This window comes from Streptomyces sp. NBC_01485, from assembly GCF_036227125.1.
In the GTDB taxonomy this organism is placed as follows: Bacteria; Actinomycetota; Actinomycetes; order Streptomycetales; family Streptomycetaceae; genus Streptomyces.
The window spans coordinates 8,378,903-8,394,437 of sequence record NZ_CP109435.1 but is presented as its reverse complement, the minus strand read 5'-3'; the positions used below and the strand labels follow the sequence as shown (position 1 = coordinate 8,394,437).

The 15,535-nt window shown below is 71.8% G+C and carries 11 protein-coding genes; 5 read left to right on the top strand and 6 right to left on the bottom strand.

The annotated features are described in order from the left end of the window. Positions 1–8: 8 nt before the first annotated feature. Positions 9–797, bottom strand: a complete 789-nt coding sequence (locus tag OG352_RS36730; RefSeq protein ID WP_329222860.1) for a (2Fe-2S)-binding protein — start codon at positions 795–797, stop codon at positions 9–11. A gap of 227 nt (positions 798–1,024) precedes the next feature. Between OG352_RS36730 and OG352_RS36725 the strand changes: the two genes are divergently transcribed. Beyond that, positions 1,025–2,179 (top strand): DMT family transporter, encoded by a 1,155-nt coding sequence (locus tag OG352_RS36725; protein WP_329222859.1) that lies wholly within the window; start codon positions 1,025–1,027, stop codon positions 2,177–2,179. Here the strand turns inward: OG352_RS36725 and OG352_RS36720 are convergent. The 3 genes from OG352_RS36720 to panD all read right to left on the bottom strand — a co-directional run bounded on the left by OG352_RS36720 (position 2,169) and on the right by panD (position 4,745). Next, the gene (locus OG352_RS36720; RefSeq protein ID WP_329222858.1) at positions 2,169–3,383 is read right to left on the bottom strand and encodes a transglycosylase family protein; all 1,215 of its coding nucleotides are present in this window, start codon (positions 3,381–3,383) and stop codon (positions 2,169–2,171) included. The two genes, OG352_RS36725 and OG352_RS36720, sit on opposite strands and share 11 nt — an antisense overlap. Positions 3,384–3,948: 565 nt before the next feature. Then, on the bottom strand, positions 3,949–4,296 hold the full coding sequence (locus OG352_RS36715; RefSeq protein ID WP_329222857.1) for a GNAT family N-acetyltransferase: 348 nt from the start codon (positions 4,294–4,296) through the stop codon (positions 3,949–3,951). 29 nt (positions 4,297–4,325) lie between these two features. Then, positions 4,326–4,745 (bottom strand): aspartate 1-decarboxylase, encoded by a 420-nt coding sequence (gene panD / locus OG352_RS36710; RefSeq protein ID WP_329222855.1) that lies wholly within the window; start codon positions 4,743–4,745, stop codon positions 4,326–4,328. Between the two features lie 464 nt (positions 4,746–5,209). On the opposite strand from panD, the gene OG352_RS36705 reads away from it, so the two are divergent. Both OG352_RS36705 and OG352_RS36700 read left to right on the top strand, forming a co-directional pair. Beyond that, entirely contained in the window at positions 5,210–7,426 is a 2,217-nt protein-coding gene (locus tag OG352_RS36705; RefSeq protein ID WP_329222853.1) for an endonuclease, read from the top strand. A 47-nt stretch (positions 7,427–7,473) separates the two neighbouring features. Then, positions 7,474–9,501, top strand: coding sequence for a S8 family serine peptidase (locus OG352_RS36700; protein ID WP_329222852.1), 2,028 nt, complete (start codon positions 7,474–7,476; stop codon positions 9,499–9,501). A gap of 69 nt (positions 9,502–9,570) precedes the next feature. Here the strand turns inward: OG352_RS36700 and OG352_RS36695 are convergent, their stop codons facing one another. Further along, on the bottom strand, positions 9,571–11,451 hold the full coding sequence (locus OG352_RS36695; protein ID WP_329224103.1) for an ABC transporter ATP-binding protein: 1,881 nt from the start codon (positions 11,449–11,451) through the stop codon (positions 9,571–9,573). 154 nt (positions 11,452–11,605) lie between these two features. Here OG352_RS36695 and OG352_RS36690 point away from each other — a divergent pair, with 154 nt between their 5' ends. Next, positions 11,606–12,571 (top strand): lysylphosphatidylglycerol synthase transmembrane domain-containing protein, encoded by a 966-nt coding sequence (locus tag OG352_RS36690; RefSeq protein WP_329222850.1) that lies wholly within the window; start codon positions 11,606–11,608, stop codon positions 12,569–12,571. 212 nt (positions 12,572–12,783) lie between these two features. Further along, positions 12,784–13,884, top strand: a complete 1,101-nt coding sequence (locus OG352_RS36685) for a mechanosensitive ion channel family protein (protein ID WP_329222849.1) — start codon at positions 12,784–12,786, stop codon at positions 13,882–13,884. A gap of 8 nt (positions 13,885–13,892) precedes the next feature. Here the strand turns inward: OG352_RS36685 and OG352_RS36680 are convergent, their stop codons facing one another. Beyond that, entirely contained in the window at positions 13,893–15,476 is a 1,584-nt protein-coding gene (locus OG352_RS36680; protein WP_329222848.1) for a M1 family metallopeptidase, read from the bottom strand. Positions 15,477–15,535: the final 59 nt, after the last annotated feature.

The following is a 15,535-nucleotide window of genomic DNA, read 5'->3' as shown; positions in this document are numbered from 1 at the left end:
CCTCATGGTCACCCAGACGGGGCGCGTGGGGAAGAGCGCGGGGGCCGCGTGAAGCAGCAGTCGCCGCAGAGGCCGCCGCCCGGTACCCGGTAGTACAGGCAGCAACTGCGGCGGCGGAAGGCGGTGCCCGTCAGCGTGCCGGTGTCCGCGAGGAGGGGGTGGGTGAACAACTCGGCGGTGAGGGCACGCGCGCGTGCGGCGACGTCGGGGCGGCCGTGCGCGCGGGCCCACTGGCCGAGTTGGCGGGCGGTGCCGGCCAGCGCCGATCCGGCGTTGCCGCGCAGCAGACCCGGCGCGACCGGGTGACGGGCGCGCAGGGCTGCGGAGAGGGGTTCGAGGTGGCCGTCGAGGACGGTCGCGGCCACGGTCGCCGCGTCCCCGGGCCGGGCCCGCACCTCCGTCAGCCACAGGTCGTCCGGGGCGCCGGCGTCGGGGTCCCAGCGCAGCAGCCCGGGGGCGAGGTCGGGGACGGACCCGTAGAGGACGGCGCAGCCCAGCGTCACCGACCACAGCCGGGCCGCCAGCCCCTGCTGCGCCACGGACGCGCCGATCCGGCCCTCCGGGGCCCGCAGCGCCCGGGTCACTTTCCGGACCCGGAAGGTCAGCGGATCCCGGTAGACATCCGAGGTCGCGCTGTCCGGGGTCTCCGGGTTCTGCGGGGTTTCCAGGGGTTCCGCATAGGCCTGCGCGAGGGTCGGCAGCGGCCCGGACGGTTCTACTGAGCCGCCTGGTGGAGTGTGCAGGGCGAAGAAGCCGCCGAGCGGGCGGAGCGCGGCAAGAGCGGGGTCGAGGTCCACGAGGTGCAGTAGTACCAAGGAAGGTAGGGGTCGCGATCAGGGGGATCCCTGGTACGTCACCCACCTGAGGGAGGATGGCGGGCCTCTCGTACTCCATCGGCAGTAGGACCCATTGGGTGCTCAGGGACGACGACGGGAACAGATCCACAAGGCATCGTGTTGGTTATGAGAGCCGACCGTTCGCCGCGCCGGGCCATGCGCCCACGCCTCACGCAGAGGAGCAGCTCATGAGCGCCCTCGCGTTGTCCGTCGTCCTGTCGCTCGTCTCCGCTGTCGCGTACGCGGGCGGGGCGATCGTGCAGGAGCGGGTCGCGGTGTCCTCGCCCGCCGACGAGTACGCGCCGCTGCGCCGGCCGGGCTGGTGGGCGGCGGTCGCGCTGAACGGTCTCGGCGGAGTCCTCCACGTGGTGGCGCTCGCCTACGGTCCCCTCAGCCTGGTCCAGCCGCTCGGCGCGCTGACCATCGTGTTCGCGCTGCCGATGGCGGCGCTGTTCGTCGGCCGCAGGGCCGGGGCGACGGCCTGGCGGGGCGCGATCATGGCGACGGTCGGTCTGGCCGGTCTGCTGTCCCTGGTCGGGCAGGCCGACGCGCAGTCGCTGAGCACCCCGCAGCGGGTGACGGTGGCCGTGGTCACCGCCGGTGCGGTGGTGGCCCTGATGGTCGCCGCGCGGGCCGCGCACCGGCACCCGGCGATCCGCAGCGTGCTGCTGGCGACGGCGTCGGGCATAGCGTTCGGCATGTCGTCGGTGTTCACCAAGACCGTCGCCGTGGACTGGACCGGCGGCGTGTCGGCGGCCGACATGCCGTCGCTGGCCGTGATCGGTGTGCTGGCCACGGCCGGCATGCTGCTGTCGCAGGCCTCCTACCGGGGCGCGGGCCTCGCGGCCCCGCTGGCCACGCTCACGGTCGTCAACCCGGTGGTGGCGGCGGCGGTCGGCATCACGATGTTCGGCGAGACCTTCCGCTACGGCACGACGGGCACCGCGCTCGCCCTGAGCTGCGGTGTGGTGGCGGCGGGCGGCCTGATCCTGCTCACGACGGAACGCCTGCAGGGAGCGCACGCGGAGGCGGCGGTGCCGGACCCTTCGGCCTCTTCGGCCTCTTCCGCCCCTTCGACCGTGGCGGACGAGGCGCGGGTGCAGGTCCTCGGTGGGGTCCGGATCCCGAAGCAGCCGGTCGCCCCGCTGCTGGAGGACGCGCGCGACGTACGGGAGGAACGGCTCGTACCCGAGGAGATCTCGTCCGGCTCAGACTTCGAATCCGACTCCGGCTCCGGCTCCGAAACCGATGACGAAAGTCCGTGGTACTACACCCCGGTGCACGGAGGGCTGTACGTCCCGATGCCGACCGTCGACCGGCATCGGGTCCGCATCAAATCCTGACGCCCCCGGCCCGCAGATAGGCCACCGGGTCGACGTCCGACCCGAAATCGGGCCCGGTCCGCACCTCGAAGTGCAGATGCGGGCCCGTGCTGTTACCGGTGGAGCCGGACCGGCCGATGCGCTGGCCGCCGCTCACCGACTGCCCGTCCCGTACGGAGATCGCCGACAGGTGGGCGTACTGCGTGTAGCGGCCGTCGGCGTGCCGGATGACCACCTGGTAGCCGAAGGAGCCGCCCCAGCCCGCGCTCACCACGCTGCCCGCCTTGACCGCCTTCACGGAGGTGCCGGTGGGCACGGGGAAGTCGACGCCGGTGTGGTAGCCCTTCGACCAGGAGGAGCCGCTCGCGTGGTACGGCGTTCCGGTGCCGGCGCTGACGGGCGCGACGAGGGAATGGCCGGTCGTCGCCTTGCCGTCGCCGTCGTCCTTGGGCTTCGTGCTCTTGGCCGGCTTGCTCTCTTTGGCGCTCGGCGCCTTGCCCTGAGCTTTGCCCGGGGCCGTGCCGGCGGCGGTCGCCCGGTCGCGCAGGCTGAGCCGCTGGCCCGGCAGGATGAGGTCCGGGTCGCTGCCGATGGCCTTCCGGTTGGCGGCGTACAGCCCCTGCCAGCCGCCCTTGACGTCCTCGGCGTCGGCTATGCCCGAGAGGGTGTCGCCGCGGACGACGGTGTACATCTCCGCGGTGCCCGCCCGGGACTGGGGCGTGCTCTGGGGCCGCACGTCGTCGAGGGACGTCTTCGCCGCCTTGGCGGACGCGGCGGGCTTCGTCCCCTGCGTGCCCTGTGTGGCCTTCGTCGACGTGCCGTCCGGGTGGACGTCGGGGGCGTCGCCGCCCCTGCTCAGTCCGGCCCGCACCGAGCACACCGGCCAGGCACCGGGGCCCTGCCCGTCCAGCACCTTCTCGGCGACGGCGATCTGCTGGTCCCTGGTGGCCAGATCCGCACGGGGCGCGTACCGCGTGCCGCCGTACGCCTCCCAGGTGGACTGGGTGAACTGCAGTCCGCCGTAGAAGCCGTTGCCGGAGTTGATGTCCCAGTCGTTGGTCGACTCGCATGCGGCGACCTTGTTCCAGGTGTCCACGTCGGCCGCCTGGGCGACTCCGGTGCCGATGAGCGGTATCGCCATGCCGGCGCCGCCCGCCGTGACGGTGAGTGAGGCGCGGTTGATCCTGTTCGGCTGATACCGGCGGTGCCGGCCGCGTACGGCCATGGAGATCCCCCTCGACATACGTCAGGAGGGGCAAAAGTATGGGCTGCGAACAGGCCATGACAAGACGACAACCAGCCGCAGGAAAGACGCGCGGCGGGCACACCGGTCCCGGCCGACGAGGGAGCCGCGGAGCCGTCCGGCGTGATCCCGGTCGGCTCAGCTGAGCGGCGGTCCCGGCTCCGGGCTCGGGACCGGCTCCGGGCCCGGTGGGATCGGGGACGGCTCCGGGGGCGGGCCGGGGATCGGCGGCGGGGTGGGGGACGGGGGCTCCGGGGAAGGCGTGGGTTCCGGGGGCGGTACCGGACTCGGGTACGGGTCCGGTGGGCCGGGGACGGGTCCTGGCCGGACCGGGTCGGGCTGTGGGGTCGTCATCGTGTCCTCCGGGCAGTCGTGAAGCTCGGCTCTGGACTACTCCCCCGCGTACCCGGCCCGGGCGCGGCCAGTCACCCGGTGACAGGACCGGGTACGCCCGCCCGGACCGGGGCCATGGATGCCCGGGCCAGGACGATCACGTCGGCGTCGGTGACGGTGTCGGCCGCAGCAGGGCCGGCGTCACCGTCACCGGTCAGAACCGTCCGGGGTGTGCGCGCAGCCAGTCCTTGGCGGCGCTCAGCAGCTCGGGGTCGGCCGCCGGAGCCTCCTCGGGGTGGCGGGCGGCCCACTTCACGACGTACGGGCAGAGCGGGGCGACGGGGATGCCCTCGCGCCCGGAGATGCCGTACAGCTCGCGCGCCAGCGATCCCGCGATGCCCTGGCCCTCGTGGGCCGGCTCGACGATGGTGTGCACCGGGACCAGGGCGGGTGCGGGCGACTCCAGGACGAAGTACTCGACGCGGCCCACGACTTCGCCGCCGTCACCGAGGGCCTCGAGGCGGCCCGCCGCCCGGTCGTCGCGGATCTCGATGGTGCTCATGGGCACTCCCCGTGCGATGCGTGCTTCGGTCAGACCGGCACGGCCTGCGGGCTGCGCTCCTGGTCGGAGCCCGGTACCGGCTCCGAGGGGTCGGCTCCCAGGGCCACGATCCGGTTGTCGCGGTCCACGTGCACGACCCGTGGCTTCAGAGCCCGCGCCTCCGCGTCGGTCACCTGAGCGTAACTGATGATGATCACCAGATCGCCGGGGTGCACGAGATGGGCGGCGGCCCCGTTGATGCCGACGACGCCCGAACCGCGCTCCCCCTCGATGACGTACGTCTCCAGCCGTGCCCCGTTGGTGACGTCGACGATGTGGACCAGTTCACCCGGCAGCAGGTCGGCGGCGTCCAGCAGGTCGGCGTCGATGGTCACCGATCCCACGTAGTGCAGGTCGGCCTGGGTGACGGTGGCGCGGTGGATCTTCGACTTGAAGAGAGTCCTCAGCATCAAATGCTCCTAGAATTCGGCTCCCTGCCTGCTTTCCGCAGGTCAAGGGCGTTCTTCACTCTACAACGACCCGGCTTTCGACTGACGTCCGCTCTGCCGTTCCGGCAATACCCCTGACCGACAGGCGGGACCAGGTTACGGAACGGCGCACCGGACCGCACTGAGAGCGCCGTCACGTCGGCCGAGAGGGCCGGGCAAGTCCGGTCGGCCAACTTATGCACCTTTTGCGCATGTTTGCCACACCTGCGAGCATTGAAGGGACGGACGCGAACACGGGGAGCACCGTGGCGTCGGAGCAAAGCGACGGCCTTGGAAGGGATTTCGTCGAGGCTCCGTGCGACGGCAAGCAAGCCGCCCTCTCGGCACTGAAGCCCTCTCGCCCGGTCGAGCACGACCACCCGACGACCCGTCCCATGACGCCTCTGACGCCTCGGTACGGCCAACTCACGCCAGGAGACGGACTCATGGCAACAGCAGAGCTTGTTTCCGAAAGGGAATCGGACTACCTCCACCAACTCACCATGGCCGCGGCCCGTTTTACGGACCGGACCGCGGAACGGGAGAGAAGCCAGGCCGTGCTGGAGACGCGCGGTGTGCTCTACGCCGATGCCCCGGAGCGGGTCGAGAAGAGGCTGGCGCGTCTCGGCGCCGACTGGTCGTTGGTCCGGGCGATCGAGCGGCCGTCGTCGGATCCCGTCAGGGCGACGGGAAGCGCCCTCCCGCTGCCGCCGGAAAGCTTCGGCAGTGAGGTACTCGGGCTGGAACGCCTGATCGGGAGCAACAACCTCGCTCCGGTCGCCTTCCTGGAGGAAGGCGCCCTGGTCTCCCGCTCGGTCGGCCGGGTCACGATCAGCGGACCGGGGGGCGGCCATGGCACCGGCTTCATGGTGTCCCCCTCCCTGCTGCTCACCAACAACCATGTGCTGCGCGGCGGGGAGGAAGCGGCTCGCAGCGTCGTCGCGTTCGGGTTCCAGGCCGGGGTCGACGGGCGTCCGCTCGTGCCGGCGGTCTTCGAGCTGGAGCCGCAGCGGTTCTTCGTCACCGACCGGGATCTGGACTTCAGCCTGGTCGCGGTGGCCGAACGCGGCACGCAGGGCGAGGCTCTCTCGTCGTTCGGCCGGCTGACGCTCACCGAGGCGCAGGGCAAGGTCCTCATCGGGGAGTTCGTCAACATCGTCCAGCACCCCAGGGGCGAGCCCAAGCAGCTCGCGCTGCGCGAGAACCAGGTCGTCGACGTGCTCGACAGGTTCCTGCAGTACTCGACCGACACCCTCAAGGGATCGTCGGGCTCGGCGGTCTTCAACGACCAGTGGGAGGTCGTCGCGCTGCACCACTCGGCCGTCCCGGAGACCGACGCCGAGGGCCGGCCCCTGAGCGTCGACGGCACCGTCTGGCGGCCGGAGACGGGCGAGGACCGGCTGGCGTGGAAGGCCAACGAGGGAGTACGGATCAGCCAGGTGCTGCGCGCCCTGCACGAGATCACCCTGACCGGCAGCGCGGCCCGGCTGCGGGACGAGGTGTTCACCGCCGGGACCCCTGCGTCCCCGGTCGAGAGCGCCGCTCCCGCGCCCGTGCCCGACGGGGCGGCCGGCCTGCCTGCGGCCGACGGGTCGGGGGCCTTCTGGTCGGGGGCCTACGGGTCGGGGGCGTACGTGACCGACGGCACCGCGCAGCTCACCGTGCCGGTGCGGATCACGGTCGGGTTCGACACGTCGGCGTCTCCGGTGGCCGCCGTGGCCACCCCGCGGTCCGTCCTCACGCCCACGCCGGCGACCGCGCCGACGCCTGCCTCCGCCGGGCGGACGGACACGAACTCAGCGGTCGAGAGGGAGGTGAACGCGGCCCTCGTCAACCTCGGGCTGGGGCGGGAGCGGCCCTACTACGACCGGGCCGCCGACGCCGCCGCACGCGATGCCTACTACGCGGGCATCAGCACCTCCGACGGCGACGCGCTGCGCCGCGCGCTCACCCGGCGGCTGGAGGAGACCCACTCGCCCCGCCCCCGGTACAAGCCGATCCGGCTGGTCTATCCGTGGGTCGACCTGCACAAGGACGGCCTGCTGCACAGCATCTACTCCGGGAAGGACTTCTCCGCGGAGGAGTTCATCCGCGCGGACGCCGCCGTGATGGAGACCCGGCTGGCCCGCGTCCAGGAGCTTCTCCTGCACGAAAGCACAGCGGGCCCGGCCGAGTTCGAGGCGGAGTTCGACGCTCTGGAGGCGTCGATGCCTTTCAACTGCGAACACGTCGTGCCGCAGTCGTGGTTCGCCAAACAGGAGCCCATGCGGGGCGACCTTCACCACCTGTTCGCGTGCGAAATGGAATGCAACAGCTTCCGCGGCAACTTCCCCTTCTTCGATTTCCCCCATTTCGAGGAAGCGGTCCGGGAGGACTGCGGGATGCGCGAGGACGTGGGATTCGAACCGGAGGAGGGGAAGGGAACGGTCGCCCGGGCCACCCTGTACTTCCTGCTGCGCTACCCGGGGCTGGTCGGCGACGCTCCGCGCGAGTTCCCCAAGGACCGGCTGCGCACCCTCCTGACCTGGCACGACAACGAGGCGGTGACTGAGTACGAGCTGCACCGCAATGCCGCCGTCGCGGAGCTCCAGGGCAACCGCAACCCGTTGATAGACCACCCGGAATGGGCGCGCAAGATCGATTTCTCCGGCGTGTGGCCCTGACTCGGCGCCCCACGAGCGGCCCGTTCACTCCCACTCAGGAGGCCGGCATGGCACGCATCACCATCAACGGCGTGAGCATGGACCCGCTGGTCCAGTCCGCCGAGCTCGCCCGTGCGTCGCTGGCGTCGGAGGACGCCTCACAGTCGAACTATCTGCTCGTGCAGACCACGCACGCGCCCAGCGCCGAGGAGAAGGCCCGGCTCACGGCGCTCGGCGTGGAAGTCCACGAGTACGTTCCGGAGAGCACCTACCTCTGCGGTTACCGGCCCTCGGACCTGGACGCCGTGCGCGCACTCCCCTTCGTGGCCTGGGCCGACGTGTACATGGAGGGCTTCAAGATCGCGTCCTCGCTGCGGTCGGAGCGGCTGCGGCCGGCCATCGCCGTCCTGGCCGAACCCATGGAGGCCGCGGCGCCCGGCACCCACACGATCGACGTCGTCCTGCACGACGACGTCGACATGGCCTCGGACGGAGTGCGGGAACGGATCGCCCAGGCCGTCGGCGTGTCCACCGACGACGTCCAGGCCGGCCGGGGCAAGGTCCGGATGACGGTCCAGGAGACGGACCTCGCCGCGCTGGCCTCCCTCGACGAGGTGCGCCAGGTCGAAGAGGTCCCGGAGAGGGTGCTGTACAACACGCTCGCCGGGCACCTGATGCACGCCGACGTGTCCCTGAACGGGACGCGGTTCCGGGGCCAGGGGCAGGTCGTGGCGGTCGCCGACACCGGTTTCGACCTCGGCTCCACCACGGACGTGCACCCCGCCTTCACCGGCCGGGTCCAGCGCCTGACCGCCCTCGGCCGTAAGCACCCGCGCAGGACGGACGACCCCGACGGCCACGGCACCCATGTCGCGGGGTCGGTCCTCGGCGACGGCACGTCGGCGTCGATGGGCGGCGCCGTCACCGGCACGGCTCCGGAGGCGAAGCTGGTCCTGCAGTCGCTTCTGGACAAGAACGGCGAACTCGGCGGCATCCCGCCCGACCTGCGCGATCTGTTCGAACCGCCGTTCCTGGAGGACGGGGCCCGGATCCACACCAACTCGTGGGGTCCGACGGACCCGAGCCTGCCGTACGGCCGCAGCGCGTCCGAGGTCGACAAGATGCTCTGGGACCACAAGGACCTCGTCATCTGCTTCGCGGCGGGCAACAGCGGTCACGACCGGGACCGGAACGGCCGGGTCAACCTGGCCTCCGTGAGCGGAGAGACGGGCGCCAAGAACGTCATCACGGTCGGCGCGAGTGAGAACGACCGCCCGGACATCCCTCTCACCTACGGCACGCTGGACATCATCTCCTTCTCTGCCAACCCGATCCGCGACGACCTCCAGGCGAACAACCCGGACGGAATGGCGGCCTTCAGCAGCCGCGGGCCGACCCAGGAAGGCCGCATCAAGCCCGACATCGTGGCCCCCGGCACGTCGATCCTGTCGACCCACTCGCGGGTGGCGGGGCCCGACGAGGACTTCGGCGTCTCCTCGGACCCGGACTACTTCTTCCTCAGCGGCACCAGCATGGCCACCCCGCTGGTCGCGGGCTGTGTCGCGGTGCTGCGCGAGACCCTGGTCAAGAACGGCACCCCCGACCCGAGCGCGGCGCTCCTGAAGGCCATGCTGATCAACGGGGCGCAGGAGCTCCCCGGCCAGTACGACCCCAGCGAGGCGGGCCCCTCCCCCAACAACAACTCCGGCTTCGGCCTGGTCAACCTCGAACATTCCATCATCCTCCCGGGTGCGGGCGACCGGGCCGGATTCACCGACGCCGGGGAGCTGGACCAGGGCGAGGAGCGCTCGTTCCGCATCACGGTTCCGCAAGGGGCGGATCACGCCCTGAAGATCACCCTGGTCTGGACGGACCCGCCCGGTGCGGCGCTGCAGAACGACCTGGACCTGATCGTCCGCGCGGGCGGCCGGGAACGCCACGGCAACATGGGCACGGGTCCAGGATTCGACCGCGTCAACAACGTCGAACAGGTCAACTGGGAGGGCATCCCCGCCGGGGACGCCGAAGTCGTCGTGCGCGCCCATCGGATCACCGTGTTCGCCCAGCCGTACGCCCTGGCCTGGCGCGTCGTCTGAAGCGGGCCCGAGGGCAGCAGGTCGGTCCGCCCGACCTGCTGCCCTCGGAGCGCGCCTACGGAACACCCGTCACAGAGCGGCCGCCTCCGTCGTCTCCGGCTGCTCGAACTGTGTCCGGTACAGCTCCGCGTAGCGTCCGTCCGCGGCGAGCAGTTCGTCGTGCGTGCCGCGTTCCACGATCCGGCCGGACTCGACGACGAGGATCAGGTCGGCGGCGCGCACGGTGGACAGCCGGTGGGCGATGACGACCGCGGTGCGGTCCGCGAGGGCCTCGGCGAGGGCCTCCTGGACGGCCGCCTCGGAGGTGTTGTCGAGGTGGGCGGTGGCCTCGTCGAGGATGACGACGCGCTGGCGGGCCAGCAGCAGCCGGGCGATGGTCATGCGCTGGCGTTCGCCGCCGGAGAGCCGGTAGCCGCGTTCGCCGACGACCGTGTCCAGGCCGTCGGGCAGGGAGCGGACGAGGTCGTCGAGGCGGGAGCGGCGCAGGGCGTCCCAGAGGTCGTCCTCGGTGGCTGCCGGGCGGGCGAGCAGGAGGTTGGCGCGGACGGTGTCGTGGAAGAGGTGGCCGTCCTGGGTGACCATGCCGAGGGTGGCCCGCAGGGACTCCGCGCTCAGGTCGCGGACGTCGACCCCGCCGATGCGGACGGCGCCCGCGTCGACGTCGTAGAGGCGCGGCATGAGCTGGGCGATGGTGGACTTGCCGGCGCCGGAGGAGCCGACGAGGGCGACGGTCTGGCCGGGGTCGGCGCGGAAGGAGACGCCGTGCAGGACCTCGGCGCCGTCGCGGGTGTCGAGGGCGGCGACCTCCTCCAGGGAGGCGAGGGAGACCTTGTCGGCGGACGGGTAGCCGAAGCGGACGTCGTCGAACTCGACGCGGACGGGGCCCTCGGGGACCTCGCGGGCGTCCGGTTTCTCCTCGATGAGCGGCTTCAGGTCGAGCACCTCGAAGACCCGCTCGAAGCTGACCAGGGCGCTCATCACCTCCACGCGGGCGCCGGCGAGGGAGGTGAGCGGGGCGTAGAGGCGGGTCAGGAGCAGGGCGAGGGCGACGACGGCGCCCGGTTCGAGGGTGCCTTCGAGGGCGAGGCGGCCGCCGAGGCCGTAGACGAGGGCGAGGGCCAGGGCGGAGACGAGGGTCAGGGCGGTGATGAAGACGGACTGGGCGGTGGCCGTGCGGACGCCGATGTCCCGGACCCGGGCGGCCCGGGCCGTGAACTCCGCGGACTCCTGCCCGGGGCGGCCGAACAGTTTGATCAGGGTGGCGCCGGGTGCGGAGAACCGTTCGGTCATCCGGGTGCCCATCGCCGCGTTGAGCGCGGCGGCCTCCCGCTGCATGCCGGCCATCCGGCTGCCCATGCGGCGCGCCGGGATCACGAACACCGGCAGCAGGACCAGCGCGAGCAGGGTGACCTGCCAGGACAGGGTGAGCATGACGACGAGGGTGAGTACCAGGGTGACCAGGTTGGAGACCACTCCGGAGAGCGTGTTGCTGAAGGCGCGCTGGGCGCCGATCACGTCGTTGTTGAGTCGGGAGACGAGCGCTCCCGTACGGGTACGTGTGAAGAACGCGACCGGCATCCGCTGCACATGATCGAACACGGCCGTGCGCAGATCGAGGATGAGTCCCTCCCCGAGCGTCGACGAGAGCCTCCTGCCCAGGATGCCGAGCGCCGCCTCCAGCACCGCGATGAGCGCGATGAGCAGGGCCAGCCGGACGACCGCGCCCTCGTCGCCGTGCGACACGATCGCGTCGACGACCCGCCCGGCGAGGACGGGGGTGGCCACGGCGAGCAGCGCGGTGAGCACCCCCAGCACGACGAACAGCGCGATACGGCGGCGGTGCGGGCGGGCGAACGCGCCGATGCGGCGCAGTGTCTCGCGGTCGAAGGGGCGGCGTTCCTGCTGGGCGGTGAGGACGCTGTGCAGCTGCATCCAGGCGGTGGTCTCCATGCTCATGGGTCCGACCGTAGAACCTCAAGCATCCTTGAGGTCAATGTTCTCCCCATATCCCCGTCCCCAGACGAAGGACCCGATGACCGTACGTAATGTTCCGGCCCCGCTTCCGCAACCCGCCGTTGGCGCCGTGCGGGGAGGCTCTTCGAGTGTGACAGCGGTTTCCGTTCCTCCAGTCAGGCCGGTCCGGCGGGTGCCGGTGCGCCAGGTCCTGTGTCTGCTTCCGCTCCTGCTCGTCACCGTGGTCGCGGTGCGGCACCGGTCCGTCCTCGCCGAGGGCTTCGCCCAGTTGCGGAGCGCCGAGTGGCCCTGGCTGCTGGCCGCGGTCGGGGCGACGTGTCTGACGTGGGTCGCGGCGGCCGTCACCCGGCAGGGCGCGGTCGTGGAGCGGCTGCCCGGGCGGCGGCTGCTGGCCACACAGTTCGCGGCGGGCGCGGCCAACCACCTGCTGCCGACGGGCCTCGGCGCGAGCGCGGTCAATCTGCGGTTCATGGCCGTGTGCGGGGTGCCGCTGGCCCGCTCGTCGGCGGCACTCGCGCTGTATCTGCTGGCCGAGGGCGTGGCGCGGGTGGGTCTGCTGGCCGTGCTGCTGCTCGTCTTCCCGGACGCGCTGCGGCTCGGTTCCCTGCTGCCCGACGGGGTGCTCGGCCCGCTGCTGGGCGCGCTCGGGGTGGCGGCGCTCGTGGCGACGGGTGTGCTCGTCCTCGTAGGGCGGCTGCGGTCGGCGGTGTGCTCGTTCCTGCGCACGGCGCTCGGCGAGGCGCGCTCGGTGCACTCCCGGCCGGCGCGGGCGCTGGCCCTGTGGGGCGGTTCGCTGGCGTTCCCGGTGCTCCAGGCGGCCGGGTTCGCCGCGGTGGGGCGGGCGCTGGGGCTGCCGGTGCCGGTGGCGCACGTCGCGGTCGCGTATCTGGCGGCGACGGTGGCGGTCGCGCTGGTGCCGACGCCGGGCGGGATCGGCTCGGTGGAGGCGGCGCTGGTGCTGGCGCTCGTCGCGGCGGGCGGCCCGGTCGCGCTCGCCACGGCCGTCGTGCTGGCCTTCCGGATCATCACCGTCTGGCTGCCGCTGCTGCCGGGGGCGTTGACGCTGGGCGCGCTGGTGCGGTGGAAGGTGATCTGAGACCGGAGGTCGTCCGACCGCGCCCGGTCCGGTACGAACTCCCTTACGGGATACGGCAGGATGGACGGTCGGTCGTGCCGGGCGGCCTTCATGACGCGACCGTGCGTCCCGGAACCGTACAGGTGACAACGAACAGGTGGCATTGTGACGAGACTTCACATCCGGCCGTCGGCGGCCCCGTGTGCCGCGCAGCGACTTCCCGGAGGTGACCGGTGAACCGCACGCTGACCCTGGACGACGGGGTCCTCGCCGGAATCGCCCTGGCCACCGGTCTGTTGACGGCCTTCCTGTCGCGCACGCTGCTGCGCTGGCTGGCGAAGCACGCCAAGCGCACGAGGTGGAGCGGCGACGACGTCGTCGTGGACGCGCTGCGCACCGTGGTGCCGTGGGCGGCGATCGCGGGCGGCGCGGCTGCCGCGGCGGCGGTGCTGCCGCTGACGAAGGCGGTCCAGCACACCGTCAACCAGTCTCTGACCGTCCTGCTGATCTTCGTGGTGACGGTGTCGGCGGCGCGGGTGGTCGCCGGGCTGATGCAGTCGGTCACCGCCTCCCGTCCCGGGGTCGCGGGATCGGCCACGATCTTCGTGAACATCACCCGGGTCCTGGTCCTGGCCATCGGCTTCCTGGTGGCGCTGCAGAGCCTGGGCATCTCGATAGCCCCGATGCTCACGGCCCTGGGCGTCGGCGGTCTGGCCGTCGCGCTCGCCCTGCAGGACACCCTCGCGAACCTCTTCGCGGGCATCCACATCCTCGCCTCCAAGACCGTCCAGCCCGGCGACTACATCAAGCTGAGCAGCGGCGAGGAGGGCTACGTCGAGGACATCAACTGGCGTCAGACGACCGTGCGCGCGCTCTCCAACAACCTCGTCGTCATCCCCAACGGGCAGCTCGCGAAGACGAACATGACCAACTACATGCGTCCCGAGCAGCAGTTGACGATCCTGGTGCAGGTGGGCGTGGCCTACGACAGTGATCTGGAGCATGTGGAGCAGGTGACCCTGGAGGTCGTCGAGGAGGTCATGAAGGGTGTCGAGGGCGCTCTTCCGGACCACGAACCCGCCATCCGCTTCCACACGTTCGGCGACTCGCGGATCGGTTTCACGGTGATCCTGGGCGTCGGCGAGTTCAGCGACCAGTACCGGATCAAGCACGAGTTCGTGAAGCGGCTGCACCGCCGCTACCGCGCGGAGGGCATCCGGATCCCGGCGCCGACGCGGACCGTGGCGTTGCAGCAGGGCGCGGTGGTCATCCCGCAGCAGCGCACGGGCGAGGACGCCGTGCAGGGCGAGGTGTCGCCCGCCCTGCACGACTGACACCCGCCCTACAGGGTGGCCGAGTTCTCGTGCCAACGCCCGGGCGCGCGCCGGGGCGGGGCGGTGAGGGACGGCGGTACCGGGGTGACCGTCCAGTCCGGATGGCCGGGCATCCTCGGTGTCGTCGTGCCGTACAGCCAGTCCCGCAGGAAGCCGGACACGTCCTGGCGGCCGGAGACCCGGCAGGCGACGGCGATGTAGTCCTCGGTCGACGCCGAGGAGTTGCGGAAGCGGGCCAGGAAGGCGCGCTCGACCGCGTGGAAGGCGTCCTCGCCGATCAGTTGCCGCAGCGCGTACAGGACGAGGACGCCGCCCACGTAGCGCTGGCTGTCGAAGAGGTTGACGGCGTTCGGCGCGGCGACCGGGCCTGAGGACCTGCGCCACTGGTCGCCGCGCGCGTAGGTGTCCTTCATCCGGGCCTCGAAGGTGGTCAGGCCCAGGGAGTCCGGCCAGCCGCGCTCGTAGCGGTAGAGCAGCCCGTAGAAGTCGGCGTGGCCCTCGTTGAGCCACAGGTCGGCCCAGGTGGCGGGGCTGACGCTGTTGCCGAAGTAGGAGTGGACCAGCTCGTGCATCATGTGCGAGCCGATCTTCGGCTCCGCCTGGAGGAGGAAGTTCGGCTTGTAGAGGGTGAGGGTCTGGGTCTCCAGGCCCGTGAAGTCGAAGGCGTTCGGGGCGTCGGAGTTGCAGGGCAGCAGTCCGTACGTCTCGAACGGGTAGGCGCCGAGCCGCTCCTCGATCCACCCGACCAGGCCCGGGGTGAGGGCGAGCGCGGGCTCCAGCGCCTCGGCCCGCGCGGTCGGGACGACGTCCCGCAGGTTCAGTCCGTGCGGTCCCCGGCGCTTCTTCACGACATAGTCGCCGACCGTGATCTGCACCAGTTCGGTGGCGATCGGCGAGCGGGAGCGGTAGGTGTACGCGGTCCGGTCGCCGGCCAGGTGCTCGGTGCGCACGAGCGCGCCGCTCGCGACGCCGCGCAGACCGGCCGGGACGGTGATGCGGCAGGTGAAGTCCGCCTTGTCCGACGGGTGGTCGTTGCACGGGAAGACGGTGTGCGCCGAGTCCGGCTGGGGGCAGACGGCGAACCCGTCCGCCGTGGGCACCCACGCGGTGTGCGGGAGCGTACGGCGCGGGTCCGCCGTGTACGTCACGCAGACGGTGACCCGGGTCCGGGCGGACAGGCGCCGGGCGGGGGTGATCCGCAGTTTCTCGTCCACCTGCTCGAAGGCGGCCGTGCGGCCGTCGACGCGGACCGTGTGGATGTCCAGGCCGAGGGAGTCCAGCGAGAGGCGGGTGAGGGCCTGGGTGGTGCGCAGTTCCAGGGTCGCCGTGGCGTCGACGAGGGCGGTCGTGGGGTCGTAGGAGAAGTCGAGGTGGTAGGCGCCGACGCGGTAGCCGTCGTTGCCGAGGGCCGGGAAGACGGGGTCGCCGAGGGTCTCGGGCGCCGGAACGCCACCGTCCTTCGTGCCCTCACCCTCCGTACCCTTCGCGTCCGCGTCCTTCGTGCCCGCGTAGGCCGCGTTTCCCCCGGTCAGGACGGCTGCCGTGCCGGTCAGGACGGCCGCCGGGGCCGTCACTCTGCTGCGATATCTCATGGTCCGCTTCCGCTCGGGCGGCCGGGTGGTCGGTCCGGCCGCCGGATGTGTGGGCGATC

Bases quoted from the DNA above. Each gene is read 5' to 3' on its own strand.
- OG352_RS36725 (WP_329222859.1), top strand. From the start codon at position 1,025: ATGAGCGCCCTCGCGTTGTCCGTCGTCCTGTCGCTCGTCTCCGCTGTC.
- OG352_RS36720 (WP_329222858.1), bottom strand. From the start codon at position 3,383: ATGGCCGTACGCGGCCGGCACCGCCGGTATCAGCCGAACAGGATCAAC.
- OG352_RS36715 (WP_329222857.1), bottom strand. From the start codon at position 4,296: ATGAGCACCATCGAGATCCGCGACGACCGGGCGGCGGGCCGCCTCGAG.
- panD (WP_329222855.1), bottom strand. From the start codon at position 4,745: ATGCTGAGGACTCTCTTCAAGTCGAAGATCCACCGCGCCACCGTCACC.
- OG352_RS36705 (WP_329222853.1), top strand. From the start codon at position 5,210: ATGGCAACAGCAGAGCTTGTTTCCGAAAGGGAATCGGACTACCTCCAC.
- OG352_RS36700 (WP_329222852.1), top strand. From the start codon at position 7,474: ATGGCACGCATCACCATCAACGGCGTGAGCATGGACCCGCTGGTCCAG.
- OG352_RS36695 (WP_329224103.1), bottom strand. From the start codon at position 11,451: ATGGAGACCACCGCCTGGATGCAGCTGCACAGCGTCCTCACCGCCCAG.
- OG352_RS36680 (WP_329222848.1), bottom strand. From the start codon at position 15,476: ATGAGATATCGCAGCAGAGTGACGGCCCCGGCGGCCGTCCTGACCGGC.